The sequence below is a fragment of the Micromonospora sp. NPDC005163 genome, from assembly GCF_053599835.1.
In genome coordinates, this window is record NZ_JBSFYP010000051.1 from 1 (window position 1) to 22,357 (window position 22,357).

16 protein-coding genes and 3 pseudogenes are annotated in these 22,357 nt (G+C 69.1%); 10 read left to right on the plus strand and 9 right to left on the minus strand.

Translation table 11 applies throughout. The features are described from left to right. Positions 1–159 precede the first annotated feature (159 nt). Positions 160–786, plus strand: a complete 627-nt coding sequence (locus tag ACWD6N_RS27470) for a zinc ribbon domain-containing protein (protein WP_450005270.1) — start codon at positions 160–162, stop codon at positions 784–786. Positions 787–997: 211 nt separating this feature from the next. Beyond that, positions 998–2,005 carry a zinc-dependent alcohol dehydrogenase family protein gene (locus ACWD6N_RS27475; protein WP_449939593.1) on the plus strand — a complete coding sequence of 336 codons (1,008 nt, stop codon included), beginning with the start codon at positions 998–1,000 and terminating at the stop codon, positions 2,003–2,005. Between the two features lie 473 nt (positions 2,006–2,478). Here the strand turns inward: ACWD6N_RS27475 and ACWD6N_RS27480 are convergent, their stop codons facing one another. The 6 genes from ACWD6N_RS27480 to ACWD6N_RS27505 all read right to left on the minus strand — a co-directional run bounded on the left by ACWD6N_RS27480 (position 2,479) and on the right by ACWD6N_RS27505 (position 9,896). Continuing rightward, positions 2,479–4,896, minus strand: a complete 2,418-nt coding sequence (locus tag ACWD6N_RS27480) for a low temperature requirement protein A (RefSeq protein ID WP_450005259.1) — start codon at positions 4,894–4,896, stop codon at positions 2,479–2,481. A 721-nt stretch (positions 4,897–5,617) separates the two neighbouring features. Then, positions 5,618–6,100, minus strand: coding sequence for a ribonuclease E activity regulator RraA (gene rraA / locus ACWD6N_RS27485; RefSeq protein WP_354967815.1), 483 nt, complete (start codon positions 6,098–6,100; stop codon positions 5,618–5,620). A gap of 156 nt (positions 6,101–6,256) precedes the next feature. Next, a complete protein-coding gene (locus ACWD6N_RS27490) occupies positions 6,257–6,574 on the minus strand; it encodes a universal stress protein (RefSeq protein ID WP_450005260.1) in 318 nt (105 codons plus the stop codon). A gap of 78 nt (positions 6,575–6,652) precedes the next feature. After that, positions 6,653–8,155, minus strand: coding sequence for a tripartite tricarboxylate transporter permease (locus ACWD6N_RS27495; RefSeq protein WP_387329293.1), 1,503 nt, complete (start codon positions 8,153–8,155; stop codon positions 6,653–6,655). Further along, complete coding sequence (locus ACWD6N_RS27500; RefSeq protein WP_449940122.1) at positions 8,155–8,883, minus strand: tripartite tricarboxylate transporter TctB family protein; 729 nt, start codon at positions 8,881–8,883, stop codon at positions 8,155–8,157. Before ACWD6N_RS27500 ends, ACWD6N_RS27495 begins: the two co-directional genes overlap by 1 nt. A gap of 5 nt (positions 8,884–8,888) precedes the next feature. Further along, positions 8,889–9,896, minus strand: coding sequence for a Bug family tripartite tricarboxylate transporter substrate binding protein (locus ACWD6N_RS27505; RefSeq protein ID WP_449940125.1), 1,008 nt, complete (start codon positions 9,894–9,896; stop codon positions 8,889–8,891). A gap of 99 nt (positions 9,897–9,995) precedes the next feature. Here ACWD6N_RS27505 and ACWD6N_RS27510 point away from each other — a divergent pair, with 99 nt between their 5' ends. Together ACWD6N_RS27510 and ACWD6N_RS27515 are read left to right on the plus strand one after the other, a co-directional pair. Then, the gene (locus tag ACWD6N_RS27510; RefSeq protein ID WP_387329299.1) at positions 9,996–11,663 is read left to right on the plus strand and encodes a sensor histidine kinase; all 1,668 of its coding nucleotides are present in this window, start codon (positions 9,996–9,998) and stop codon (positions 11,661–11,663) included. Then, entirely contained in the window at positions 11,660–12,331 is a 672-nt protein-coding gene (locus ACWD6N_RS27515; protein ID WP_449940127.1) for a response regulator, read from the plus strand. The genes ACWD6N_RS27510 and ACWD6N_RS27515 overlap by 4 nt, the downstream gene beginning before the upstream one ends. Before the next feature lie 34 nt (positions 12,332–12,365). Here the strand turns inward: ACWD6N_RS27515 and ACWD6N_RS27520 are convergent. Further along, positions 12,366–12,998: pseudogene (locus ACWD6N_RS27520) on the minus strand (XRE family transcriptional regulator); the annotation flags it as partial. 461 nt (positions 12,999–13,459) lie between these two features. After that, complete coding sequence (locus ACWD6N_RS27525; protein WP_449940130.1) at positions 13,460–14,584, minus strand: TIGR03118 family protein; 1,125 nt, start codon at positions 14,582–14,584, stop codon at positions 13,460–13,462. 397 nt (positions 14,585–14,981) lie between these two features. Here ACWD6N_RS27525 and ACWD6N_RS27530 point away from each other — a divergent pair. After that, a pseudogene (locus ACWD6N_RS27530) lies at positions 14,982–15,391 on the plus strand (transposase); the annotation flags it as partial. A gap of 71 nt (positions 15,392–15,462) precedes the next feature. Here ACWD6N_RS27530 and ACWD6N_RS27535 read toward each other — a convergent pair. Further along, positions 15,463–15,591 (minus strand): annotated as a pseudogene (locus ACWD6N_RS27535) (MerR family DNA-binding transcriptional regulator); the annotation flags it as partial. Between the two features lie 231 nt (positions 15,592–15,822). On the opposite strand from ACWD6N_RS27535, the gene ygiD reads away from it, so the two are divergent. The 5 genes from ygiD (at position 15,823) to ACWD6N_RS27560 (ending at position 22,312) form a co-directional block, all read left to right on the plus strand. Next, positions 15,823–16,701 (plus strand): 4,5-DOPA-extradiol-dioxygenase, encoded by an 879-nt coding sequence (ygiD, locus tag ACWD6N_RS27540; RefSeq protein ID WP_449940133.1) that lies wholly within the window; start codon positions 15,823–15,825, stop codon positions 16,699–16,701. Positions 16,702–17,182: 481 nt separating this feature from the next. Beyond that, a complete protein-coding gene (locus ACWD6N_RS27545) occupies positions 17,183–17,485 on the plus strand; it encodes a hypothetical protein (RefSeq protein ID WP_449940135.1) in 303 nt (100 codons plus the stop codon). Between the two features lie 18 nt (positions 17,486–17,503). Then, positions 17,504–17,707: a hypothetical protein gene (locus tag ACWD6N_RS27550; protein WP_450005261.1), complete on the plus strand. Its 204-nt coding sequence runs from the start codon at positions 17,504–17,506 to the stop codon at positions 17,705–17,707. 312 nt (positions 17,708–18,019) lie between these two features. Beyond that, positions 18,020–19,612 (plus strand): esterase/lipase family protein, encoded by a 1,593-nt coding sequence (locus tag ACWD6N_RS27555; RefSeq protein ID WP_449940139.1) that lies wholly within the window; start codon positions 18,020–18,022, stop codon positions 19,610–19,612. Positions 19,613–19,969: 357 nt separating this feature from the next. Then, positions 19,970–22,312 carry a lysylphosphatidylglycerol synthase domain-containing protein gene (locus ACWD6N_RS27560; protein WP_450005262.1) on the plus strand — a complete coding sequence of 781 codons (2,343 nt, stop codon included), beginning with the start codon at positions 19,970–19,972 and terminating at the stop codon, positions 22,310–22,312. Positions 22,313–22,357 lie beyond the last annotated feature (45 nt).

Genomic DNA, 22,357 nt, shown 5'->3' on the forward strand with positions numbered 1-22,357 from the left:
GACGGTGCGGGGTTGCTGGTGTCGGGGCGGGCGATCCGCGCGGAGCACCGCATGCACCTGGCTGACACGAAAGCCCGCCGCCGGGCGGTCGCCCGGCGGGCGCCGAAGCCGGGTCAGCGGGGTTCGCGGCGGTGGCGCAAGTACCGGCGCCGCGCCCGTATGGTGGAGGGTCGGCATCGGCGCAGGGTCCGTCAGGCCCAGCACGAAGCCGCCCGTTCGGTCGTGTCTTGGGCGGTAGAACAGCGTGTCGGTGAGCTGCGGGTCGGGGACCCGCGTGGGGTGCTTGACATCGAGGCGGGGCGGCGGCACAACCTGCGGTTGCGGCAGTGGCAGGTCGGCCGGCTCTTGCAGGTCCTCACCGACAAGGCCACCCTGGCCGGCATCACGCTGCGCCTCGTGAACGAACGTGGCACGTCCTCGACCTGCCCTGCCTGCCTGCGGCGGGTACCGAAACCCCGTGGACGGACCCTGTCCTGCCCCCACTGCCGGTTTTCCGGGCACCGTGACCTGGTCGCGGCTGCCACCATCGCCACCCGTATCCCGGGCGGCGGACCCACCACCCCGACAGCCGTTGTGCTGCCGGAGGTGCTCACGCACCGTCGAGCCGGACGGCACCTTCCCGGTGCCGGCCAGTCCCGACGTGACCCCCGCCGCCCACGGGCGGCGCGAGGATCAGTTGGCCCGCGCAGGCCCGCCCCACCACCCGGAGGGGAGTCGCTCGCCCACAAGGCGAGGATCCACAACCACCACCGGACACCCGGTGAACGTTCGTGGACACCGCACTAGGTGACTAGAGACCACCTGGCGACAATCTGCCCTCGATCGGCCGGAGGCTTTTGAGCGGCGGTGATGGTGTGGAGGATTTTGTGCGGTTTTGGTAGAGGTTCAAATCTTCTGGGTGGGCCCGGATGGCGGCATCATCACGGCCTGCCCGGGTAGGCCGGAGAAAATGACAGGCCGGTCCTTCGGAGAGGAAGAACCTATGCGTGGTGTTGTCATGCATGCCCCTGGCGATGTGCGGGTGGAAACGCGGGAGAATCCCCGGATCATGCTCCCGACCGATGCGATCATTCGCCTGTCCGCGACCTGTGTCTGCGGTTCGGACCTCTGGCCGTATCGGGGCGTCGAAGCGGTCAAGGGGCCGTCCCCGATGGGCCACGAGTACGTCGGGATCGTCCAGGAGGTTGGCAGCGAGGTCAAGAACGTCAAGCCGGGCCAGTTCGTCATCGGCTCGTTCTTCGCCTCCGACAACACATGCCCGATCTGCCGCGCCGGCTACCAGTCGTCGTGCATCCACCGGGAGCCGGTCGGCGGGCTCGGCGCCCAGGCCGAGTACCTGCGTGTTCCGCTGGCCGACGGCACCCTCGTCGCCACGCCGGACATTCCCTCGGACGACCTGATCCCAAGCTTCCTTGCCGCCTCCGACGTGCTCGGCACCGGCTGGTTCGGTGCCGTGGCGGCCGAGGTCGGCCCGGGCAAGACCGTCGCGGTGGTCGGCGACGGTGCGGTCGGTCTACTCGCCGTGCTGGCGGCCAAGCAGCTCGGCGCGGAACGCATCATCTCGATGAGCAGGCATGAGCCGCGCCAAAAGCTCGCAGCGCACTATGGTGCGACCCACATCGTCACCGAACGCGGCGACGACGGCGTCGCACGGATCAAGGACCTCACCGACGGCCTCGGGGCGCACTCGGTCATCGAGGCGGTCGGCACCCAGGAGTCGATGATGCAAGCCATCAGGGCCACCCGTGCCGGCGGCCACGTCGGCTACGTCGGAGTCGCCCACGACGTCGAACTGCCCGGTGAGGAGCTGTTCTTCTCCCACGTGCACCTGCACGGCGGCCCCGCCCCGGTACGCCGTTTCCTGCCCGAGTTGATCGACCTGATCGGGACCCGGCAGATCGACCCGGGCAAGGTCTTCGACCTCACCCTTCCCCTCGATCAGGCCGCCGAGGGGTACCGGGCGATGGACGAGCGCCGCGCCATCAAGACCCTCCTCAACCCCTGACGAGCTGCGCCCCCCGGAAGGCCGCCGCCCTGGCAGCGCACACACCGCGCTGAGTGAGCTCAACCCGGAACGAACCAACGATGGACAGGACGGCCGGCGGCAGCTTCACGGGCAGGGTCGCATTCGTGACGGGTGCGGCGAACGGGATCGGTCGCGCCACCACGCTCGCATTCGCACGCGAAGTTGTGCCGGTGACTCCGCGACGGCGTACGCAGGCACGGATGGCTTCCCGCCAAGGGGAGGGCCAACGCCCGGCCTCGTCGTCGAGTTCGGCGAGGGTGCCGGTTAGCGCGTCCTGGGGCCGCATCGAGTGCTGCACCACGTGATCGGCTACGCAGCCGGTGTCGCGCAGCAGGTCGTTGCGGCGCCGGTCGAACCATGCCCAGCCCAGCCCAGCCCAGCCGGCGTGCTGCCGGCGCAGCTAGACGTGACGTCGTCAACGAGCACCGGACGGTCTCCGACATGGCTCCGGGTTACCTGATGGGGTTGGCGGGCCGCGCGTCGGTCAGGATGCTCGATGGTGGCGGCTCGTGTAGCCGTCGTCGTAGCTCGGCGGCGCGGTGGGAGTCGGTCATCATGACGGCGGCGGTGGTGGCTGTCAGGATGGTCAGTGCCCACAGCGGTGGCAGTGGGCTGGTCATCGGCGCGAAGATTGCCACGAGCAGGATTCCGGTGGCCCGGATCCAGCGGATCTCGCGCTGGGTGCGCCACCAGAATGCCTGGTTGGCGAGGAGATAGACGAGCACTCCGGCGAAGAGGGTGGCGTGCCCTAGCGGGGTGCGCGCTGGTCCTGACGGGTCGCTGATCACGTCGAGGGTCTTCCGCAGGCCGAAGGCGAGCAGTATCAGTCCGACGATCATGGGCAGGTGCAGGTAGGTGTAGGCGTCGCGGGCCAGCGCGGCCCGCTGGTTGCCGGTGCGGTCTTGCATGACGCGCTCTCCGACGATCGCGTCCGTGTCGAAGTACGCCCACCAGAGTGTGGCCAGTAGGACCATGCTGGTGGCGATGGCGACGATGACCGACCAGGAGATCGCGCGGCCGAAGACGGCCACCCCTGCCGAGATGATCGATTCGCCCAGTGCGACAAGGATGATCAGGGCGTACCGGTCGGTCCAATGCTTGGCCGAACTCACGCGCCAGAACTGCCGGACGACGAGGTAGCCCCCGGCGAGGTCGACGACGATGGCCATCAGCCAGAGGCTTGCCACGAGCTGGTTCAGCCCTTCGGGGGCATGCGGCCGCGAGGATGCCAGCGAGGCGAGCAACAGCAGGATGAGCGCCGCCACGGTCGCAATGCTCGCCCGCAGCAGTTGGGCCTGTGGTAGCCGGTCCGGGCGGACGACCAGCCGAAGCGTGCTCAGGTGCAGCACGCGCAGCACGATATAGCAGAGCACGACGATCATCGGGCCGGGCAAGCCGTCGGGTACCACGTCGAACGCCTGTGGGATGGCGATGCCGATCGTCAGGGTCAGGGCGACGACCAGTAGGACGCTCAACCGCACGGGGATGGACTCGCTGCGAAGGACGTTTCCCACCTGGGTGTAAAGGGACCAGGCGACCCAGAGCAGGGTGAGCACCGCCAGGGCCTGGGCGACCCCAACCCCGGTGGGGTGTCGGGTCATCAACACGGTGACCTGGATGAACGTGTAGACGACCACCAGATCGAGGAACAGTTCCTTTGGTGTGACTCCGGTAGCGGCGGCGCGGACCGACGCCTCCGCCGCCTGCCTGTGCAGCACATGATGCCGCTGGCGGAAGACGGTGAGGTCGGCCAGGACCATGCTGGTGAGAACGGCGGCGAGCAGGCCCACCGCGCCTACCGGCGGTAGGCGGACCGCAACCGGAACCAAGGCGGTCACCAGGACGATCCCCAGCAACGGGCTACGACCCAGCAGGCGGATGGTGCGGTGCTCGAGCGCCACCAGACCGAGTAGGTAGAAGAGGACACCTCCGTAGAGGACGAACGTGCTCAGTTGGTCCCACCGGTACGCGGTGGCGGGCTCGACGGAACTGAACGCGCGTTTGAGCCCCAGCGCGATGAGGACGAGACCGACGATCATGACAACGTGCAGGACGCTATACGCGTCCCGGCCCAGTCGTGATCTGGTGGCTGTCGGCTGGTGCTCCAGCGCCTGCTCCGCGGCGAATCCGGCGATGTCGAAGTAGCGCCACCAAAGCACGGCCACGACGACGAGGCCCAGGGCGGAACCTCCGATGACCGACCAGGTGATCGGAGGGTCGCCGATGAGGCCACGGCTGGTGCCGATCGAGATGATTGTCTCGCCAAGCGCGATGAGCATGATCAGCCGGTGCCGCTCGGCCCAGTGCGGCACGGACGCGATCCGCCAGTTGCCAGCGCCGAGCGCGCGCACGCCGATGAAGTCGACGACGGTGGCGGCGAAGAAGAGGGTCAGTCGGACGGTCCCATCGTCGACGTCCGGCGGCAGGTGGAGAGGGAGCAGCGCACCGCACAGCAGCAGGACGGCGCCGCCGGAGAACGGCAACCATGCGCGTAGAAGGGGTCCTCGAGTCCCGCCTGAAATGGTGTACGTCAAACTCATCAGCGCGCCGAACTGGGCCAGCAGGAACGCGACGACGAAGATCAACGGCCCGAACAGGCCACCTGGCCGATCGGCGAAGATCACCGGCGCGGCAATCCCGATCACCAGGATGGTCGCGGCTGCCCCGAAAATGAGTGGCCGCATGAATCCCCGATCCAACCTGACGACGTTGCCGAGCAACGTGTAAGAGCTCCAGCACCGCCAAAGCAACAGGACTACCAGCACGCCCTGGAACAGGCCCTCGATTCGGAAGTTCTCCGCCATGAGGTCCGTCACGCTCAGGAACGCGTATACGAACACCAGGTCGAGGAACAGCTCCAACCGGGTCACCCCGACGCCCCCGGTGGATAGCTGAATGCCTCCGAAGAATCGCGCAGCCACATGCAACGCCGACCGACCCCTGGTCACTCCTCACACTGTGCCATCCGGTCCGAGCCGGAGGACGGGTTTCGTCCGCCGGCTGCAGGTGGCCGGGATCGCATCCGCCAGGTACCTGCACAGACGTGACAACGCTCGCCCGCGCAGACGAGCAACATCAGATCCGACTCGGACGGGAACTCCAGCCCTCGCAGGTCAGGTCCAGCTCTCCCACGTGCAGCTGATTCTTCGACCGTCGCCACGCCGGCCGAGGTCGAGCTGCTCCTCGCCGGGCTGCCCCGGCCAGTCCAGGACCTCGTACCCGATGCTGCGCAAGCAGGCCGAGGCGTCCTTCGCCGCACTCCGCGCCGCCTGAGCGACCATCCCCCACGGCGGGGCGCAGGCCCCGTCCGTCGACGTGAACGAGGAGCAATGACCGACGACATCGGTTTCGTGGTCGGACGACGCCCTGCAGGTGATTCTAAAAGACGACTCGGATCGGGTGCCGTTCGGCGGGGCGTCCATCGTGATGTGTCGGGTCGGTCAAGATCCTGCCCGTCTTAGGGCGATGTGCCCCCGCGGTCTGACAAACCGCCCCTGACCCGGGGATCGCTGCCGGGCTGCTCGCGGTCGAGCAGGGCTCCGACTGGAGGGGCCCCGATGATCGAGTCACTGGTCACCTGGCCCTTCAGGCCTACGCCCGCCGGCCCAGGGGCAGGACGACGATACCGTCGTCGTCACTGTGAACCGCGGCGCCGGGATCGAAGGTGCAGTTTCCGAATGCCACCGGCACGTCCCGCTCGCCGGCCCCGGTCTTGGCGCTCTTGCGCGGGTTGGTGCCGAGTGCCTTGATGCCGATCGGAAGGGCGCGCAGGGCAGCGACATCGCGGACGGCGCCGTTGATCACCACACCCGCCCAGCCGTTCTCCGCCGCCATACCGGCGATCACGTCGCCCATCAGGGCCGTGTGTACGGACCCGCCACCATCCACCACCAGCACCCGCCCCTCACCCGGTGCGGAGACGACCGACTTCAGCAGGGCATTGTCCTCAAAGCACCGCACGGTGACTGCCGGTCCGCGGAAGGCGTGGAAGCCGCCGAACTGGCGCAGCTGCGTGTCGCACGAGCCGAGTTCGTCCATGTACCGGTCATAAAGGTCCGCGGTGGGCGTCCGCATGGTTCGTCCTTCTCTCACTTCGGGTATCGGATTCAGGGGCGGTGAACGGGCGTAGGCCGGTGGCGGCGACGGCCGCTGGTGCGGTTCGAGGCTGGCACGGGGCACCCTTCCGCTCCGGCTGGTTCGGGAAGGTGCCCCCGTGGACGGCAGGAGACGTCACACCCCGTCGATCTTGACGGCGAGCACCGGGCAGCGGGCGCCGAGCAGGATCTCCTGCGCGGTGGAGCCCATGATCAGCTTGCCCACCGGCGTCCGGTGCCGGATCCCGATCATCACCAGCGACACGTCCTCGGACTCGGCCAACTCGACGATCTCCTCGGCCGCGTCACGGCCCCGCACCAACTGCTGGACGCTGTGCCGCACGCCCAGCCCGGTCAGCTCCCGGCGGACACGCTCGAGGTCGTGGTCCTGAGCGAACCGCGGGTCGACGTACGCGTCCCCCGCGCGAGGTGTTGACCACGAGCACCGGCTCATCGCGGAACCGGGCCTGCTCAACCGCCGCGCACCGGACCGCCTCGCCCAACTCCGACGGCACGTACCCCACCAGCACGGTCATCCGGTCGCCAACCTTTCACGAAGCGGTCGTACGAGGAACCGGCCGAGCAGCGGCCAGAGCAGCACCACCAGCACGGTGGCGTAGATCAGCCAGGACACCCAGCCACCGAGCAGACCGGAGAGGTCGCCACCGGCGAGCTGCAGCGCCCGCCGGCCCTGAAGTTCCGCCCGGGGGCCGAGGATCACCCCGACGATCAGCGGCAGGATCGGCAGCCCGAAGCGCCGCATCCCGAACCCGATTAGGCCGAGGGTCAGCAACAGGAACAGGTCGAACGGCTGAGCGTTGACCGCGTACGCGCCCATCGAGGCGAAGAAGATGATCCCGGCGTAGAGGTACGGCCGCGGAACCCGCAGCAGCCGGGCCCAAGCGGGCGCGAGCGGCAGATTGAGCACGAGCAACAGCAGGTTGCCGACGAAGAGGCTGGCGATCAGGGTCCAGACCAGGCCGGACTCCCGCTCGAAGAGCAGCGGACCGGGCTGGATGCCGTACTGCTGAAAGGCAGCCAGCATGACCGCGGCTGTGGCATTGGTCGGCAGGCCGATCGCCAGCATGGGCACCAGCGTCCCGGCGGCGGAGGCATTGTTGGCCGCCTCCGGCCCGGCGACACCCTCAATCGCGCCCTTACCGAACTCCTCCGGGTGCTTCGACAGTTTCTTTTCGGTCGCGTATGACAGGAAGGTCGGGATCTCCGCCCCGCCAGCCGGCAGCGCCCCGAACGGGAACCCATACGCGGTGCCGCGCAGCCAGGGCTTCCAGGACCGCTTCCAGTCCTGCCGGCCCATCCAGGGGCGGCCCACCGGGATCACCTCGGCGGCCTTGCGCCGCAGGTGCGCGGCGATCCAGAGCGCCTCGCCGACGGCGAAGATGCCCACCGCGACCACCACCACGTCGATGCCGTCGGCGAGTTGCGGGATACCGAAGGTGAGCCGCTGCTGGCCGGTCTGGTCGATCCCGATCACGCCGATGGCCAGGCCGATCAGCAGCGAGGCGAAGCCGCGCACCCGGGACGCGCCGAGCACCGCGGTCACCGCCACAAACGAGAGCAGCATCAGCGCGAAGTAGTCCGGCGCGCCGAGACTGATCGCGAATGCCACCACCGGCGGGGTGACCACGACCAGCAGCAGGGTGGCGATGGTGCCGGCGACGAAGGAGCCGATCGCGGCGGTGGCCAGCGCCTGCGCGGCCCGACCCGCCTTCGCCATCTTGTTGCCCTCGATCGCGGTCACCACGGAGGACGACTCGCCGGGGGTGTTCAGCAGGATCGACGTGGTCGAGCCGCCGTACATGCCGCCGTAGAAGATGCCGGCGAACATGATGAACGCCTGCGTCGGCTCCATCCCGTAGGTGACCGGCAGCAGCAGCGCGACCGTCATCGCCGGACCGATGCCGGGCAGCACACCGACGGCGGTGCCGATGGTCACGCCGAGCAGCGCGATCAGCAGGTTCATCGGGGTCAGCACATTGGCGAACCCGTCGAGCAGGTGGCCGAAATTGTCCATCAGAGGATTCCTTGCAGGACGCCGGCGGGCAGGTTGACACCCAGCCCGATGGCGAACGTGTAGAAGGTGATCAGCGACAGGGCGACGGCGATCAGCAGGTTGCGGATGTAGTGCCGGTTGCCCAGCGCGAATGCCGAACCCCAGAACAGCAGGGTGCCGCTGATCACCCAGCCGAGCCGGTCGATCAGCACCGCGTTGACCAGGAAGGCACCGATCAGCAGGAGGACCGTCCGCCAGTCGATCGGGCTGCTCAGGTCGACGTCCTCGCCGGCCTCCGGCTCACCCGCGCCGCCGCGGGCCACGTCCACCGCGTAGATCGCGGCGACCACCAGCAGCAGTGCGCCGAGCAGGATCGGCACCGGCTTCGGCCCGATCGGGTCGGCGCTGCTGATCGCGTGCCCGATCCGGATCGCGTCGACGATGACCAGTGCGCCGACCACGGCGAGGAACGCACAGACGCCGTACTGCGCCCGGTCCGGCTTCGGCGTCCGCGCCGCGCCGTGGAGGGCGTCCGCAACCGGCGGCCGGTCGTCGGCCGCTGACGGCCGTGCCACCGCAGGCAGGGCCGGCGTACGCTCTGCGGTCGTCTCGGCTTCCCTTGCGGGAGACACCGGATCGGCAGCCTCCGCGGTCGGCTGCGTCGGGATCGGTGGTACGACGGAAGCGCTCGCCTCCGGCGCCGCCGGGCGGGGCGGCGGGTCGCCGCCCCGGTCCGGTCGGGTCGTCATGCCGGTCACGCCAGCCCGAGCTGCTTGAGCAGGTCGGCCACGGACGTGTCCTGCTCGGTGAGGAAGGTGGCGAAGGCGTCACCGGTCACGAAGGCGTCGCTCCAGCCCCGCTTGGCCAGCTCGGCCTTCCACTCCTCGGACTCGTGCATCTTCGTCAACGCGTCGATCCAGACCTTCTTGTCGCCGTCACTGATGCCGGGCGGGGCGACGATGCCGCGCCAGTTCGTGAAGACCAGGTCGATTCCGGAGGCCTTGAGGGTCGGCACCTCCTTGAGCGCCGCGATCGGCTGCTCGCTGGTCACCGCGAGGACGCGGAGCTGGCCCGCCTCGACCTGGTCGAGGAACTCGCCGAAGCCGCTGGCGCCGAAGGCCACCTTGCCACCGAGCACCGCCGGCAGCAGTTCACCGCCGCCGTCGTACGAGACGAAGTTGACCTGGCGCGGGTCGATGCCGACCGTCTTGGCGAGCTGCATGGGCAGCAGGTGGTCCGGGCCGCCCGGCGAGGAACCGCCGCCGACGGCAATCTTCTTCGGGTCCTTCTTCCAGGCGGCGACCAGATCGCCGATCGTCTTGTACGGCGAATCCTTCGGCACCACGATGGCACCGGCTTCCTCGATCATCTTGGCCAGGGGGGTCGTCTGGGTGAGCGTCGCGGACGACTTGGAGGTGTAGGAGGCGCCGACCACGCCCAACCCCATCTGCATGGCGAGCTTGCCGTTGCCCTTCTCATTCACCATCCGCTGGAGGCCAACGGTGCCGCCCGCACCGGGCAGGTTGAACACCTGCACGCCGGTGGCGATCTTCGCGTCCTCCATCACCTTGGCGGCGGTACGGGCTGTGGTGTCGTACCCGCCACCGGGGGTGTTCGGCACCATGATCCGCAGGCCGGCGACCGGCTTTCCGTCATCGCCGGACCCGCCCTCGTTCTGTCCGGCGGTGGCGCCGCAGGCGCCCAGCGCCAGCGCCGTCGCGGCGGCGACCCCCATGACCAGCACGTTTCTCCGAGTTGCCATTATGTTTCTCTTTCGTTTCGAAGGAGTCCGGCGGCAAGATGATGGCCTCCGGGCGGACTCCGTGTCTGCCTTCTGTCACCAGCGGAAATTGAGGTCTTTGTGGTCGCGATCACTTCCCGCCGCCGCTCCCTGGCCGGGCAGTTGCTGGTCCTCCAGCTCGCGATCATCGTCGTGGTGCTGCTGGCCGTGGCCGCCGTGTCCCTGGCTCAGTCGGCGGCGACCTTCAACCGGGTGGAGGGCCGCCGCGTCGCCGCCCTCGGCGAGCAGCTCGCCGGCAACCGGCTGCTGCGCGACCGCCTCACCCAGCCGGCGCCGGCGGAGACGATCGCGCCGCTGGTGCAGAACGTGCTGACCGAGGCCGCCGTGACCACGGTCAGCGTCGCCGACGCCCGCGGCCGGGTGGTCAGCTCCACCAACCCCACCCTGGTGGGCGCCGCGGTAGTGCTAGGCGATCCCCGAGTAACCGACGGCCGTAGCTGGTTCGGCGAGCTGGAGGTCGACGGATCGCGGGAACTGGTGGCCCAGGTTCCGGTGCTCGGCGACCGCAAGGAAAACCTCGGCCGCTACCTGGGTGCCGTGGTGATCGGTGAGGCCTCACCGACTTGGTCAGAGCGAATGGTCGGCGCCTCCTCGTACCTCTTCACCTATCTCGGCATCGCCAGCGCTCTCGGGGTGGTCGGGTCCTGGCTGCTGGCCCGGCGGATCAAGCGGCAGACCCTGGGCCTGGAGCCGCGAGAGATCGCCGGGCTGGCGGAGCACCGAGAGGCGCTGCTGCACGGCATCGCCGAGGGCGTCATCGCGCTGGACCCGCAACTGCGGATCACCCTGGTGAACGCCGTCGGGCGGCGGCTGCTCGACCTGCCCGAGCACTGCCTCGGGCGCAGCCTCGCCGACCTGCGCATCTCCGGCCGGCTGCGGGACGTGCTGGCCGGCACCAGCGACGGTCCGGAGGCCCGCGACGAGGTCGTCGTCCGCGCCGGCCGGGTGCTGGTGATGAACCGGATGACGGTCAACAAGGACGGTCGCCGGCTCGGTTCGGTGACCACGCTGCGGGACCGCACCGAGCTGGCCCGGTTGGAACGGGAGATCGGGTCATTCCGCAGCACCGCGGAGCTGCTCCGCGCGCAGACCCACGAGTTCGCCAATCAGCTGCACACCATCTCCGGGCTGATCCAGATCGGCGAACACGACGAGGTGGTCCGGTACGTGGACGCGCTGAGCCGGCACCGGGCGTCGCTCGACCTGACCGTGACCAGCCGGATCCACGACACCGCGGTCGCCGCGCTGCTGATGGCGAAATCCGCGGTGGCCGCCGAGCGTCGGGTGGAGCTGCGGGTCTCCGAACGGACCAGCCTGGAGCGGATGGAGCCGGAGATCACCGCGGACGTCGCCACGGTGCTGGGCAACCTGGTCGACAACGCCGTGGATGCCGTCGCCGCCGGCAGGGACGCCGGCCCGGCCGGCGGCGGCACCGGTGCGGCGGACGGACCCGCCTGGGTGGAGGTTGAGCTGCGCCAGGACGCCTCGTCCGTGGAGATCATCGTCCGGGACTCGGGGCCGGGGATCGCCCCGGAGCTGGCCCAGGAGGTCTTTACCCAAGGCTTCACCACGAAGGCGGCGCAGGGCGGCGAGCGCGGTATCGGGCTGGCGCTCACTCGGCTGGTCTGCAACCGGCGCGGCGGGGAAATCGCGGTGACGAACACCGAGGAGGGCGCGATGTTCACCGCCCGGATGTCGGTAGCCACCATGCTGGAGGGAGTTCGTTGATCGACGTCCTGGTCGTCGACGATGACTTCATGGTCGCCCGAATCCACCGGGGGTTCGTCGAGCGGATGGACGGGTTCCGGGTGGTCGGTACCGCGGGCACCGGCGAGCAGGCCGTCGCCGCGGTCGACGAGTTCCGGCCCGACCTGGTGCTGCTCGACCTTTACCTGCCGGACATGTTCGGCCTCGACGTGGTGACCCGGCTGCGCGCCGCACGGCACGACTGCGACATCCTGGTGATCAGCGCCGCCCGGGAGGTCGAGGCGGTCCGCCGGGCGGTCCGCTACGGCGCGGTCAACTACCTGCTCAAGCCCTTCGGGTTCGACGAGCTGCGCACCCGGCTGGAGCAGTACGCCGCACGGCGAAACTCGCTGCGTGCGGCCGTGGTAAGCGACCAGGCCGACGTGGACCGGGTGCTGTCCCGCAGCAGCTCGCACGTCACCTCCGCCCTGCCCCGGGGTCTCAGCATCGAGACCGCGGAGCTGGTGGAACGCGCACTTCGGGAGAACTCCGGCACCCTCTCGGCAGCAGAATGCGCGAACCGGGTGGGAGTCTCCCGAGTCAGCGCTCGTCGCTACCTGGAGCACTTCTCGGGTACCGGGCGGGCGGCGGTGACGCTGCGCTACGGCGCGGCCGGCCGGCCGGAACGCCGCTACAGCTGGGTCGGCTGACGGCTGCTGCGGGCGGCCTGTCGCCTGGTGAGTGCCGGCTGAATCGGGCGGCGTCGGCCAGGTGCAGGCTGCCGTAGACCGACAGCAGTTGCGGCGTGGGCTTGGCGAGCCGTGGTTCAAGAAACTGGGCGGCGGTGGCGGCGACGCCACGAGCCTGCGCGTATTCGCCGATGGAGACCAGAGAATGCGCGGCGGAGCGGCTGAGCGAGCCGATCACGACGTGATCATGGTTGGCGTTGGCGGCGGCCAGGCCCCGGCTGGCAGCGGTCCAAGCGAGGTCACCTTCGCCGAGCTTCGTGAGGAAAAGCGCGGCGAGCTGATGGGCGTAGGCGGTCATCGCGTGCGCGCGCTGACCGTCGTCTCCGTGGTAGGCCTCGGTGGCGGTGAGGCAGTCGTGGATGAGGTAGGGGAGTCGGCGGGCGAGAGTGCCGTACCGCGAGTGCTGGTAGGCGGTCCAGATCTCAGCGACGTCGTTCTCGATCTCGCGCAGGCCGGGAGCCTCGACGTCGGCTGTGCTGGCCAGCGTGGGCGCGAGATGCCGGTAGTCGTGCAGCGCGGCGCGCAGTGCGGGGATGGTCTCGCGACCTGAGTCGTCGGACCACTCGAACTGGCTTGGTGCGCCGATCAGGTCCCCCAGGGACACGTCGAGGGCTTTGGCGATCGCGCGAAACCGCCTACTACACGGTGTCCCTACCCGCCGACCAGGCCCAACCCGCCGACCTGCAGCACTGGGCCCGCCTCGAATGGCACCTCGAAAACCTGGTCCACCACGTCCGCGACGTCACTTTCCGTGAAGATCTCCACCAGGCCCGAACCGGCACCGGACCTGCCGTCCTCGCCACCCTGCGTAACACCTCGATCGGCTACCACCGCACCAACGGCCGACACCAACATCGCCCGCGCCGCCCGACGCGCCAACCGCCGCCCACACGACCTCATCACCGCGGCGACCAGCGATTACCCGACAACGCAATGACCCTGCGATTGGGCCAGGCTCAATCGCCAACTCGACCGTGTGCTCGGCGGGGTGGCGACGGTCCGAATAGACCGTACCGGCAGTACCCGGCGGGGCCGGAACAGCGGTACGCCGCGCCCCGCGAAGCTCGGGGCGCGGCGGATCCGCGGCAGTTACTTGGTCGTTGGGATCAACTGACCAACCAGTCCGTGCTGCTCGTCGTCCGGCCCGGCACTGAACCACAGAGTCTCTTCACCACCGGTGGTTTCGGTGCCCGGCAGGAGCGCCCACAGACCGTCGATGGCGATCGTCTTGCCGTCCTCGTCCCGCAGTTGGCCCTCGAAATCCTTGCCGTCGAACACGTTGATCCGGCCGTCGCCAAAGTTGCCGACCAGCAAGTCGCCGGTGAACTCGCCGAAGCCTTCCGGCGCGATGGCGAGACCCCACGGTGCGTTCAGCGTGCCCTCGCTGGCGATCCGCCGAACCTCCGTCCCGAAGTCGGTGAACAGGTTGACGAAACCGAGACCGGGGCCTTTCACGTCGTCCTCAGCGTCCGCATCCTGCTTTGCATAGGTGACGTAGACCCGTTCGCCTACCGCCAGTACGTTGAACGGCGCGAACCCGTCGGGGATGTTCGTGTCCCGGAAGAGGGAGTCCGGCAGGTCCGCCTTGTCGAAGTTTTCGTCGAACACATCGATGCGTGCGTTGTGGAAGTCGGCGGCGAGCAGGAAACTGCCGACGTCGGTCTTCAGTAGGGTCACGCCCTTGTAGATCGCACGGTTCGTGTGCGCCACCACGACGGCCGTGGTTTCCGCGTTCGGGTTCCAAGCGGTGATGTCACCGCCCTCGCTGACGAAGATGAAGCGTGCCGGTTCGTCACCGCCCGGCCCGGGCACCTCGAAGCCGTCGGTGTCGTTAAACACCGCCCCGGTCGGCGCGCCGCCGGGGATGTCAACGGTGAGGTCGACCTTCTCGACCGGGGCCCCGTCGACTCCGCCACGATAGACGGTGGCGGTGTTCGTGCCGTTGTTGGCCACCCACAGCGGTGTCGTCGGTCCCAGGGCCAGCCCCCACGAGTTGACAGCGTCCGGGTCGACGACCGCGGGATCTCGTTCTTCCTGATCGGAGACCTGGTTGATCACTTTGAACCGCGGGTCGCCCGCGTGGTGTCCGCCGCGGTCCTCGCTCCCCGCACGGTCGTGACCGCCCCCATCTCCCATTGCCGCCGTGGCAGTGACCGCCACCGCTGCGCTTACCACAGCCGCGACGGTCCACAGCCGCCCATGCTTTCTGATCACCTGACGCTCCTTCCATAGGCAAGTTTCCAAGCCTGGTCCGGTGGCAAACCCGACGGGTCGCCATATTGGGGATACAGACGCTCTAGGCACCGCTGGCCTCCGGAAATGGATGACACGCAGGCATTTCCCTCATTGGGGCGCCAACTAGTGCCTAGTACATGAAACATTCCCACAACGTCGGCAGCGGTTAGTCGCTTCTGCGATGTTGGGCCCGTTTTGTACCCGGACGGGTGTGACCCTGGGCACCGACTCGACGCCGCCGTCGGCGTGGTCCGTGACCGGTTCGACTCGTCCGCGCTGGGCTGGCACGGCGAGCCGCTGCTGGGCCGGCCGCCGGCTGCGGGTGCCTGCACGCAGCGGGCAGATCCTGCCGTACGGAATCAGGGTCGGCGCCGCGATGCTGGTGGACGACCTGCGAACTGGTCTCCCGCGACGCGACGAGCGGTTCGACCTGATCGACGTGCAGTGGGCGGTGCTGGAGCCGTTGCTGCCAGCGCCGAAGGGGCCGGGTCGATTGTCGTTGTGGAGCAGGCGGCAGTTGATCGACGGGATCCGGTGGCGCATCCGAGTAGGTGCCCCGTGGCGGGACGTGCCACCGCAGTACGGGTCCTGGTCGGCGATGTATGCCCTGTTCCGCAGGTGGCAGCGTGACGAGAGCTGGAAGAAGGTGCTTACCGCCCTGCAGGCCCTCGCTGATGCGGCCGGACGGATTACCTGGGACGTGTCCGTGGACTCGACCAGCGCCCGCGCTCACCAGCACGCTGCAGGGGCCAGGAAAAGGGGGATCTGCAGGCAGAACCACCCGGCGACCTCGTCCAGGTGATCCCGAGCCGCTGCGCGGTCTTGATCACCCGCAGGATCGTGACAGTCTCTGGCGGGTAGAGCCGGTGCCCACCCAACGTCCGATCCGGCTCGGCCACCAGACCTCGCTGCTCGTAGTAGCGCAGCGTCTGCTGGTTCACCCCCGCCGCCTCCGCTACCTGCCCCGACCGCAACCCCGGATTCACGCGACGTCCTGGAGCCCGGCGCGTGTGGCGAGAGCGTCGAGTACGTCGACGTGACCCGCCGGCACCGCGACGTCCAAGGCGAGCTGCCCGCCGGTCGCGGTCAAGGTGAACCGCTACGACAAGGACGAAGCCGAAGTGCGGTAGCCGACAGGCCGTCCGCACTACGCTGATGGCCTGCCTGCAAGCGACGCCCCGCCGTCGGATGAAACCGCGACCCGAGGAGGGCCCGACGTGCCCGCAGACAACCTCAACGCCTCAGACGCACTGATGCCCGCAGCGTTTATCGGCCACGGCAACCCGATGAACGCCCTCGAGGTCAACCGCTACACCACCGCATGGAAAGCCTTCGGCGCGGCGGTACCCCGCCCGCGCGCCATCCTGGTGATCAGCGCGCACTGGTATATCAACGCCACCGCCGTCACGGCGATGCCCAGACCGCGGACCATCCACGACTTCTATGGCTTCCCGCCGGCACTGTTCGAGGTGCAGTACCCAGCGCCCGGGCTGCCCGAGCTGGCCGCAGAGGTCAGTGATGTCGTTCATCCGACCTGGGTCGGCGCCGACGTCGACAGCTGGGGCATCGATCACGGCACCTGGTCAGTGCTGACGCATGCCTTTCCCGACGCCTCGATTCCCGTCGTGCAGCTCAGCGTCAACGCCGACAAGCCGTTCGACTACCACCTTCAGCTCGGCGCCAAACTCGCCCCACTGCGGCAGCGCGGAGTGCTCATCGTCGCCAGCGGCAACATCGTGCACAACCTGCGCGGGATGAACTGGAAGCTCACCGACGACGGCTATGACTGGGCACAGCGCTTCGACGAAGACGCCAAGTCTCGCATGCTGACCGACCCGACCGAGTTCGCGACACTCGACGCCCACCGCGACTTCGGCAACGCCGTACCGACAGCAGACCACTTCATCCCCGCGCTCTACCTCGCCGGCCTCGCCGGCGCCACCGAAGCATCCGACACCGAAGTTCTCGTCGACGGCTACGCCTACGGGTCATTGTCGATGACGGCCTACACCCTCGGCCTGTCCTGCCCCAACGCCGGTGACGGCGGATCCTCACAACCGCCCGCCGACCTCCCACCCGACGGCTCCAACATCTGACCCCTGGCCGGCCGCTGTACCGCAATCCGTGGCACCGGCGCGCGGCCTGACCAGATCCACCCGGGAAGCGCCGACCCGGCCGCGGGCCGCCGCCGTCCGTGCCGTCGCCGACGGCAACGAGACCGTGCACGTCGCCGGCCCGGCCGGTCAACCCCGCGCCAACCGTCGCCGAGTAGCGCCCGCAGCTGACTCACCCTTAAACAACCCTCCACGCTTCCAGGGGATTGACACTTCGGCGGGTCTGGTACTGGCCGGTACGTTCGCGGCGCTGGGATCGCTGCCGTTGGTGTTCGCGGCGCAGCTGGGGTTCGCGGTGGCGTTCGGCGTGCTCTCACCTGCACCCCAACATCCTCGATGATCATCCCCAACGGACAGACACCGGGGTTACGAGACGTCTCTTAGGCTGCCACGTAATGGTGGGAATCATGACTGGCCTTCTTCCGCCTGCTCCCTGATCACCGGGCCACCCGGCGCCCACTACATGCTGATCTTGAAGGGGAACCAGCCGCTCACCTACCAGGCCGCCCAAGCACTGCTGTCCGGCGCCGACACCGAGTACGCCGACCACATGAGCATCGACGAGGACCGGGGACACGGGCGTAACGAACACCGAACCCTACGGGTCGCACCCTGCGACGACAGCCTGTTCCCCGGCGCCCGGCAAGTCTTCCGACTACGCCGCGACACCGGCGGACTCGACGGCATCCGCACGAGCAAAGAAATCATCCACGGCATCGTCAGCCTGAACGCCGACCTGGCCAGCCCGCACCACCTCAACGCCTAACCCCGGGGGCATTGGTCCGTGGAGAAACGTCTGCACTGGACCCGGGACGTGACCTTTCGAGAAGCCGATTCCCAGCTCAGGACCGTTGCCGCGCCACGAGCCCTGGCCAGCTTCCGTAACCTGACCCTCAACACCTTCCGCCTCGCCGGACGCGCCAACATCGCCCATGCCCGCCGCGACCTACACGACCGCACCGACGCCTTCGCCGTCTACGGCATCTAACAAACCGTGATCAAACCGGACACTCCCGAACAACGCCGGGGCCGTGGAGCCGATCCGACGCACGGGGAGAGCCCAGCCCACGTCCGCGGGCGCGGGCTGCTCCACCCGAACCGGCCGGTCCTCCTGCCCGTCACTGGTGTCCCATCCATTGGACGGAGAACACGCTCGGACTTACCAGTCACACCACCGCGCAGGTACCGCCGCCGAAATCGGAGGAATGTCCTGCAGGGAAGCGGGTACGCGGCGACGCCAAGTTTGGGCTGAACAGCGAGGTGTGTGATGCGATCAGCACGGCTACTCCCACTTCTCGCATTGACCACCTTGGCGGCAGCGGCGGAGGCAGGGGCGATGAACGCGGCCGGCTTCGAACGCACCAGGGCGATCGCACCTCAATTCGCCACTATCTGGCCGTACGGCATGTTCCACGACCTGCGTTGGGTATTGGTCTACCACGACAGTTGGTTCAGTTTCGGCATCGGGCTGGCCTGCGCGGTCATCGTACGAGGGCTGTTCTGCGCTGGATGCGTCGCGCTTGCCTGGCCCACGGCAATCCCGCGGCCGCCACTACGCCGGCTCATCGGACGTAGCCTGCTCTTCGCCGTGTTCATCGCCGTGATTCTGCTGCCCTGGGCCGCGGTCGCGGTTGCCACCGCCCAATTCGCGTTGGCCGGGATCCTGTTCCTCGAACTGCTGCCAGTGCTGATCCTCGCCCCGCTCGTTGCCCGCGGCGGAATCGTGCCCGACTGGTGGCGTGGCCTACCCACGCTCCGACTGGCCGGCTGGTCGCTGCTCACCTTCACGTTGCTCACCGTGGGTGGCGCCGCAGTGGCTGCCACTCCAGGCTGGAGCGTGGTGGCAACGGCAGGCGCGGTAGGCGCGATCAATGGTCTACTTTGGCGACAAATGGTCCACGCCGCCCTCCGTCAGAAGCCAGTGCACTGGCGACTGGCGCCGGTAGCTCCGCTCGTCGCCGTCCTGGCAGTCGGCTGTTTGTATGCCGTCGATATTGCCTCGACGCGGGTCAGCAGCAAGCGGCCCGTACCGGCATCGTCGCTGCCCGACCTACCTGCCGTACCCCAGGCTGTGATCTACCTTGCTGGCTTCAACTCCGCCTACCCCGGTGATCCCGCGCCACCGACCGGACCGGTGATCCGCTTCTCCTACCGGGGCATCGATGCCGACGGCCGGGCTCGGCCGTACGGACCCGTCGACACCCATCAGTCGATCGTCGACAGCGCCAGCCTCCTTGCCGAGCAGGTGGACCGGGCCCATGCCATTACAGGCCGCCGGGTGGCACTTGTCGGAGAGAGCGAAGGGGCAATGGTCGTCCACTACTACCTCCGCCGACTGCGGAAGCCGGCGGTGACAAGCGCCGTCCTCACCGACCCGTTGATCCGGGCCGGCCGCACCTACTACCCACCGCCGGACGCCGAAAGCGGGTGGGGAATCGCTACCGGCTGGTTGATACGCACCTTGCTCGCGGTGCCCGGCGGAGCCAGCTCGGGCGCCCCGGACCAGCCGTTCCTGCGTTCACTTCTGGACAACGCGCCGCTGTTTCGCAACCACCTGCTCTGTCCGGTGCCTGGGGTAACGACAATCGCGTTCCTGCCGACCATCGAAACGATAGTCCTCCCGCCCTCGGGACGGAGCGTTCCGCAGATCCCCCTACTCGAGGCCAGCGGTATCCACGGCCAGCTCACCAATCGGCCATCCGTGCAGCGCGCCATCGGCGCCTTCCTCAACGGCCAGCCACCGGTCGACCCACAGCTGCATCGCTACCGCCGCGCCCGACTGGACTTCTTCGTAGCGTGGCAAGCCCCAGCCCTCCCGCTGAGACTGAACCCGATGTGGCGGACGCAGGCCCGCTCTGACGCCCTGTTCCAGCCGGCGGGCTGCCAGTCCTGACACATGCCACGACGACACCGCACCGCACGATCCGGTGCAGCGTTTCGAGCGCCGCCGCGAACACCAAGGCCCGCAGCGGCCCTGCGGCGTGCGCTGCCAGCCCGCCGATCAGGATCGCCGTCTTGCCCGGTACGACCAGCCCGAGCAGGGTCGAGGACTCCAGGGCCGGCAACACGAGCACCAGGGCCAGGACGAGGCCCGGCGGTAACCGGTGAGCACCGCGATTACTTTGTCCACCTGCTGATTGTCGCCCCTAGCGGGTTGATTTTCGGGCAAGAACCGATCCGCCCGCGGGCGGTCCGTAGGGTTCGGACCGACAGCGGGAATCGAGCCGGATGAGGGGTCAGCCGAGGATCGGTGGTAACGCGGAAGCATCGCCCGTCGCCGGCGCTGCTGGTCAGCCTGGCCGTCTCGGCCGGTCTGCTGGTCGTCGTCAGTGCCTTGGTGCGGCACCGACCCGTAGCGCTGTGGGAGCGGGACCTGTTCGCCCTGATCAACCACCTACCCTCAGGGCTGACGCCGGTGCTGGTCGTCGTCATGCAGGCCGGCTCGTATGCGGCGGTGTTCGTCGCCGCCGCGACGGCCGTCATCCTGCGGCGCACCGGCGTCGCGTGGCGTTTCCTGCTGGCCGGCAACCTCGCGTACTGGCTCGCGCTCGCCGTCAAGGCCGCGGTCGCCCGGCAACGACCGGCGGCGCTGCTGACCGAACTGACCCTCCGGGACACGATCACCGGAGCGCTCGGCTACCCCTCGGGGCACGTCGCGGTCGCCACCGCCCTGGCCCTCGTCGTGGCGCAGGCCGGCAACTCCCGCTGGCGCCGCCTGGCCTGGGCGGTGATCGCTCTGGTCGCCGTAGCGCGGATCCACGTCGGCGCTCATCTGCCGGTCGACGCGGTCGGTGGGATCCTCGTCGGTTGGCTCGCGGTGTGCCTGACCCGGCTCGCCGTCGGCGAGGTCGGACCGCAGCAGTCCGCCCGCGATCTACGCGAGACGCTGCGGCGACGCGGATTCGACGTGCGGCGGCTGGAACCGATCGGCGGTGACGCCCGCGGCTCCCACCCGTGGCAGGCGGTCACCACCGATGGACGGCGGCTGTTCGTGAAGGTGACCGGCGGCCAGCAACGCGATGCGGACTGGGCCTACAGGCTCTACCGGAGCCTGCGCTACCGGCACGTCGCCGACGCACCGCCATACCTGAGTCCCAAGCAGCAGAGCGAACACGAAACCTACCTGACCCTGCTGGCCGAACGCGCCGGCGTCCGAGTCCCGGCCGTCGTCACGACCGCCACCGCACCCGGCGGAAACGCCCTGCTGGTGCAGGAGTTCATCGACGCGGCCCCCCTCGGCGCCGTCGTCGAGCCGGTCCCGATCGCCGCCGTGCGGGACGCCTGGGGACAGGTGGCGCTGCTGCACCGGGCGGGCATTGCGCACCGCGACCTGCGGGCCGCGAACGTGCTCGTTGACGGCGACCGCGCGTACCTGGTCGACCTCGGGTTCGGCGTCGACGACGCCCCGGCCGACCAGCGGGCCCGGGACATCGTCGAACTGCTGGTCGCCCTCGCCAGCCGGGTCGACTCGGCGAGTGTGGTCGCAGCCGCAGTCGACCGACTCGGCGCCGAAACGGTCGCGGACAGCGTCCCGTTCCTGCAACCGCCGGTGCTCTCCCGCGCCGGCCGCAACGTCCTACGCGCCCACCCCGGCCTGCTGGAGTGCCTCCGCGAGGAGATCCTGCGGCGCTGCCCGGACCGGGAGCGGCCCCCGGCCAAGGTGGTCCGGGCAGCGCCGCGGGACATCCTCCTGCTGGTGGTCCTGGGGCTGATCGTGCTCCTCCTGCTCCCGCAACTTGGCGAAGTACGCACCGCAATCCACCTGATGGTGCACGCGAATCTGGTGGCCGTCGTGGCAACGCTGCTCGGCTCGGCCCTCACCTACCTGCTCAGCGCCGTCGTGCTCCGGTTGGCCACGGCCGGCAGGGTACCGCTCGGCGAGGCCACTCTGGTGCAGGTCGCAGCGTCGTTCGCCAACCGGCTGGCCCCCGGCAGCCTCGGCGGTGCCGCGCTCAGCCTGCGCTACCTGCACCAGAAAGGACTCGACACCGCGGCGGCGGTCACCGCCGTGGTCGTCTCCCGCACCGCCGGCGTGGTCTCGGTCGTGGTGCTGCTGCCGATCCTGCTGCCCTTCGCGCGGCAGCCCGCCCGGACCCTCACCCACGGCGCGACCAAGGTGCTGCCGCTGCTGCTGGGCGCCCTCGTCGCGCTGCTCGTCCTCGCGGCCGTCCTCGCCGCACCCCGGATCCGGTGCCGCGGACGCGCGGCGGCCGGCCGCGTCATCGCCGCCCTGCGCACCTTGATTCACCAGCACCGTCTCCGGCGGATCGTCGCCGCGTCCGTGACGCTCACCCTCACCTACGGCCTCTGCCTCTACCTCGCGCTACTCGCCACCGGCCAGCCCGTCGACATCGCGCTACTACCTCCGGTGATCCTGGTCGGCGTCATCGGCGAGGGCGTCGCCTCCGCCGCGCCCACCCCCGGCGGGCTCGGTGCCACCGAGGCCGCGCTCGTCTCCGGCCTGCTGCTCTACGGAGTGCCGCTGGACACCGCCGTCGCCGGCGTCCTGATCTACCGTCTCGCGACCTTCTGGCTCCCGGTGCCGCCGGGCTACCTAGCCCTCCGCCACATGACCCGTCACCGCTTGCTGTAACCACGACGGCGCAGAACGAGACGACGACCAGCGCTGCGGCCCACA

Coding starts and splice junctions, on each gene's coding strand:
- ACWD6N_RS27470 (WP_450005270.1), top strand. CDS start 160: ATGGTGGAGGGTCGGCATCGGCGCAGGGTCCGTCAGGCCCAGCACGAA.
- ACWD6N_RS27475 (WP_449939593.1), top strand. CDS start 998: ATGCATGCCCCTGGCGATGTGCGGGTGGAAACGCGGGAGAATCCCCGG.
- rraA (WP_354967815.1), bottom strand. CDS start 6,100: ATGCGGACGCCCACCGCGGACCTTTATGACCGGTACATGGACGAACTC.
- ACWD6N_RS27490 (WP_450005260.1), bottom strand. CDS start 6,574: ATGAGCCGGTGCTCGTGGTCAACACCTCGCGCGGGGGACGCGTACGTC.
- ACWD6N_RS27495 (WP_387329293.1), bottom strand. CDS start 8,155: ATGGACAATTTCGGCCACCTGCTCGACGGGTTCGCCAATGTGCTGACC.
- ACWD6N_RS27500 (WP_449940122.1), bottom strand. CDS start 8,883: ATGACGACCCGACCGGACCGGGGCGGCGACCCGCCGCCCCGCCCGGCG.
- ACWD6N_RS27505 (WP_449940125.1), bottom strand. CDS start 9,896: ATGGCAACTCGGAGAAACGTGCTGGTCATGGGGGTCGCCGCCGCGACG.
- ACWD6N_RS27545 (WP_449940135.1), top strand. CDS start 17,183: ATGCTGATCTTGAAGGGGAACCAGCCGCTCACCTACCAGGCCGCCCAA.